The 2,935-nt window shown below is 62.5% G+C and carries 3 protein-coding genes; all 3 read right to left on the bottom strand.

The features are described 5' to 3' along the window. Positions 1–425: FUSC family protein (locus F6S12_RS30935; RefSeq protein WP_315869782.1), on the bottom strand; the 425-nt coding region annotated here is incomplete at its 3' end. A gap of 142 nt (positions 426–567) precedes the next feature. Further along, positions 568–1,356, bottom strand: a complete 789-nt coding sequence (locus tag F6S12_RS30930; RefSeq protein ID WP_315869781.1) for a VacJ family lipoprotein — start codon at positions 1,354–1,356, stop codon at positions 568–570. Then, positions 1,349–2,647 (bottom strand): serine/threonine protein kinase, encoded by a 1,299-nt coding sequence (locus tag F6S12_RS30925; RefSeq protein ID WP_026020029.1) that lies wholly within the window; start codon positions 2,645–2,647, stop codon positions 1,349–1,351. Before F6S12_RS30925 ends, F6S12_RS30930 begins: the two co-directional genes overlap by 8 nt. Positions 2,648–2,935 lie beyond the last annotated feature (288 nt).

Genomic DNA, 2,935 nt, shown 5'->3' with positions numbered 1-2,935 from the left:
GGCGCTGCGGTGGCGGGCAGGGCGATGATGGCAGTGGTGTAGCCCGCCAGTACGAAACCGTAGGCTGCGTGGTTGCGCAGCAGCGAGGCGCCGGTGGTGCAGAAGGCCAGCCACAGGGCCATGGCCAGCAGGAACAGCAGGGGCGCCTGGCCCAGGGTAGCGATCAGCAATATCGACACCACGGCCCCCACCAGGGTGCCCAGCAGGCGGTAGGCGCCCTTGGCCAGGACCATGCCGCTGCTGGACTGGCTGACGATGAACACCGTGGTCAGGGCCCATTGCGGTTGTTCGAAATCCAGGCGGAACGCCAGGTACAGGGCCAGGCCGCCGGCAATCAGGTTGCGCGCGGCGAACAGCAGGTCGGCAGGGGCAGGGGCGAAGAGGGCTTGCCAGATATCGGCGCGGAAAAAGGTCGGCAGTTTCATCTTTCAGACACATCGATAGCTAGCTAATGATTAGCATCGTATCGATTTTGCCAGGGTGTGCCAATCGGCTTTTCAACGAGCGGGGGAGGAAGGGGCTTTGACGGGGAGCGGACGCCCCGCCGGATGGCGGGGCGAGGCAGGGTTACTCGGCGATCTGCAGCTTGCGCGACTCGGTGTAGACGTAGCGCACTTTCTCGTATTCGAACGGCGAGTTCAGCTGGCCATAGCGGAAGCTGGTCTGGTAGCGCTTGTCGACCCCGCGCAGGACCCAGATTTCCGGGTGGTTGCTGCTGGCTTCCGAAACATTGAGGAAGTTGATCGCCGATTCGGCGGTGTAGTCCACCGCCAGCCCGGCGGTATCACGCAGGTTCGACGGGCCGAGGATCGGCAGCACCAGGTACGCGCCGCCGGGTACGCCGTAGAAGCCCAGGGTCTGGCCGAAGTCTTCGCTCTGGCGCGGCAGGCCCATCTTGGTAGCCGGGTCCCACAGGCCCGCCACGCCGATGGTGGTGTTGAGCAGCAGGCGCGCGGTGGTTTCCATGGAGCGCTGGCCCTTGAACTGCAGCAGGCTGTTGAGCAGGTTGGGCACATCGCCCAAGTTGTTGAAGAAGTTGCTGACCCCGGTGCGCAGGAAGCTCGGCGTCACGTAGCGGTACCCGTCCACCACCGGCAGGAACACCCATTGGTCGAAGCGGTAGTTGAAGTGGTAGACCCGGCGGTTCCACGACTCCAGCGGGTCGTAGATATTCAGGGCGTTCAAGGTCGAGCGCTCGAACTCGCGCTGGTCCAGCCCCGGGTTGAACTTGAGCTTCTTCAACGGCTCGGTGAAGCCATCGGGGTCGGGGGTGACGGGGATGTTGGCCTTGCTGTTGTCGGCTTGGGCATAGCCTGCGCAGAGCAACGCAGCGATAAGCAGGAGATGTTTAGCCACGGAAGAACTCCAGCATGGCGTCGCTGTTGACGCGGTAGTTGAGGTTGCCGCAGTGGCCGCCATGGGGGTAGACGGTCAGGCGGTCACCAAAGGTTTTACGCAGGAAACCCAGGTCGCCGGGGCCGAGGATCACGTCGTCGGCGTTGTGCATCACGGCGATCTTCGGGCTGGCCTTGAGGTAGTCCTGCAGGGCGTAGAGGCTGACCTGGTCGATCAGTTGCAGCAGGCTGCCGCCATCGGTGCGGGCGCGCCACATGGGGATCACCTGCTCGGTCAGGTAGCAGTCGAAGTCGCATTGCAGGGCACGCTTGAGAAACGGCGTGAGGCTGGTGCCTTCGCGGATCGGGTATTTGGGTGGGGTGATCAGGCCACGGCGGTTGATCAGGTCCGAGGTGAAGGCAATGTCCGCCGCCGAGAAACGGAAGGAGGTGCCGATCAGCATCGCCATCTGCTCGTTGGTCAGGTGCTGCTTGGATTGCTGGAAGTCGTAGAGCAGGGCGTCGTTGAGGTCGATATAGCCCTTCTGCTGGAAGTAGCGGGTCAGCTTGCCCAGCACCAGTTCGTAGAAGGTAGTGCTGTTGTTGATGCCCTTGACCTCGGTCTGCACCAACTTGTCGAGGTTGGTGATCGAGGTATAGAGATTGACCGGCGGGTTGAGCAGCAGGACCTTCTTGAAATTGAAGCTGCGCCGGGTTTCATCCAGCTTGCTGACGAAGGCCGCATCCAGCGCGCCAAGACTGTAGCCGGTGAGGTAGAACTCGGTGATCGGCAGCTTGGGATTCTGCGCCCGTACGGCCTGCATCACCCGGTACATGTCCTCGGCGTCTTCCTGGGTCACGCCCGGGGTGGCAAAGCGCGAAGCGGCGCTGATGAAGTCGAAGCTGGTGGGCGAGGACAGCTGCACCACGTGGTAGCCGGCTTTGTAGTAGAGCTTCTTCAGGTACTCGTTGAGGCTGCTGTCATAGCGCGCCCCGGTGCCGGCGATCAGGAAGATCAGCGGCGCGGCGTGGTCCTGGGTGGCAATGCGGTAGGTGAGTTTCTTCACCGCCCAGAAGTTGTCCGGGAGGATGAACTCCCGTTCCGGACGCAGCGTCAGGCTGTGGTCAGACTGGCGGATGTCATCGTTGGAGGGCAGTTCCGGGCGCAACTCCGGAGGCGTGGTGGCGATGGTGGCTTCGAAGGGGTTGGTCAACGGGTAGCCATAGGTGGCCGGGTCGACGTCGACCGCCAGCGCGGACGCACTCAGGATAAGGCCGCCAAACAGGGCAGCGAAGCGCAAGGAACGAAGCATGACTGTATCCCTAGAAGAAGGTACCGAATGAGGTTCGCAGGCTATGACCACCGCGCTGCTGCCGAAGTGCCATGGTTGGGCACAAATAACGCCTGCGACAGGCTTATTGGGAAGTGATAGTAGCCGGACGATACACTTTGCCGCCATTTGCATGACAGATATCTGCGCCTGGCGCTTGCCAAGCGTTCGCGGGGGATTATGCTGGGCGCCGTTTTGACTGTTCGGAGTGTTTCATGTCCCGCCGCCTTCCCCTGATTCTGCTGCTCGTGGTCCTGCCGCTGTGGCTGG

Origin of the sequence: Pseudomonas sp. JV245A (genome assembly GCF_032424515.1) — a bacterium.
Lineage (GTDB): Bacteria > Pseudomonadota > Gammaproteobacteria > Pseudomonadales > Pseudomonadaceae > Aquipseudomonas > Aquipseudomonas protegens.
This window is presented reverse-complemented; position numbering and strand designations above follow the sequence as displayed.

What these genes read in the sequence shown, in the direction of transcription:
- F6S12_RS30925 (WP_026020029.1), bottom strand. Translation starts at nt 2,647, where the DNA reads ATGCTTCGTTCCTTGCGCTTCGCTGCCCTGTTTGGCGGCCTTATCCTG.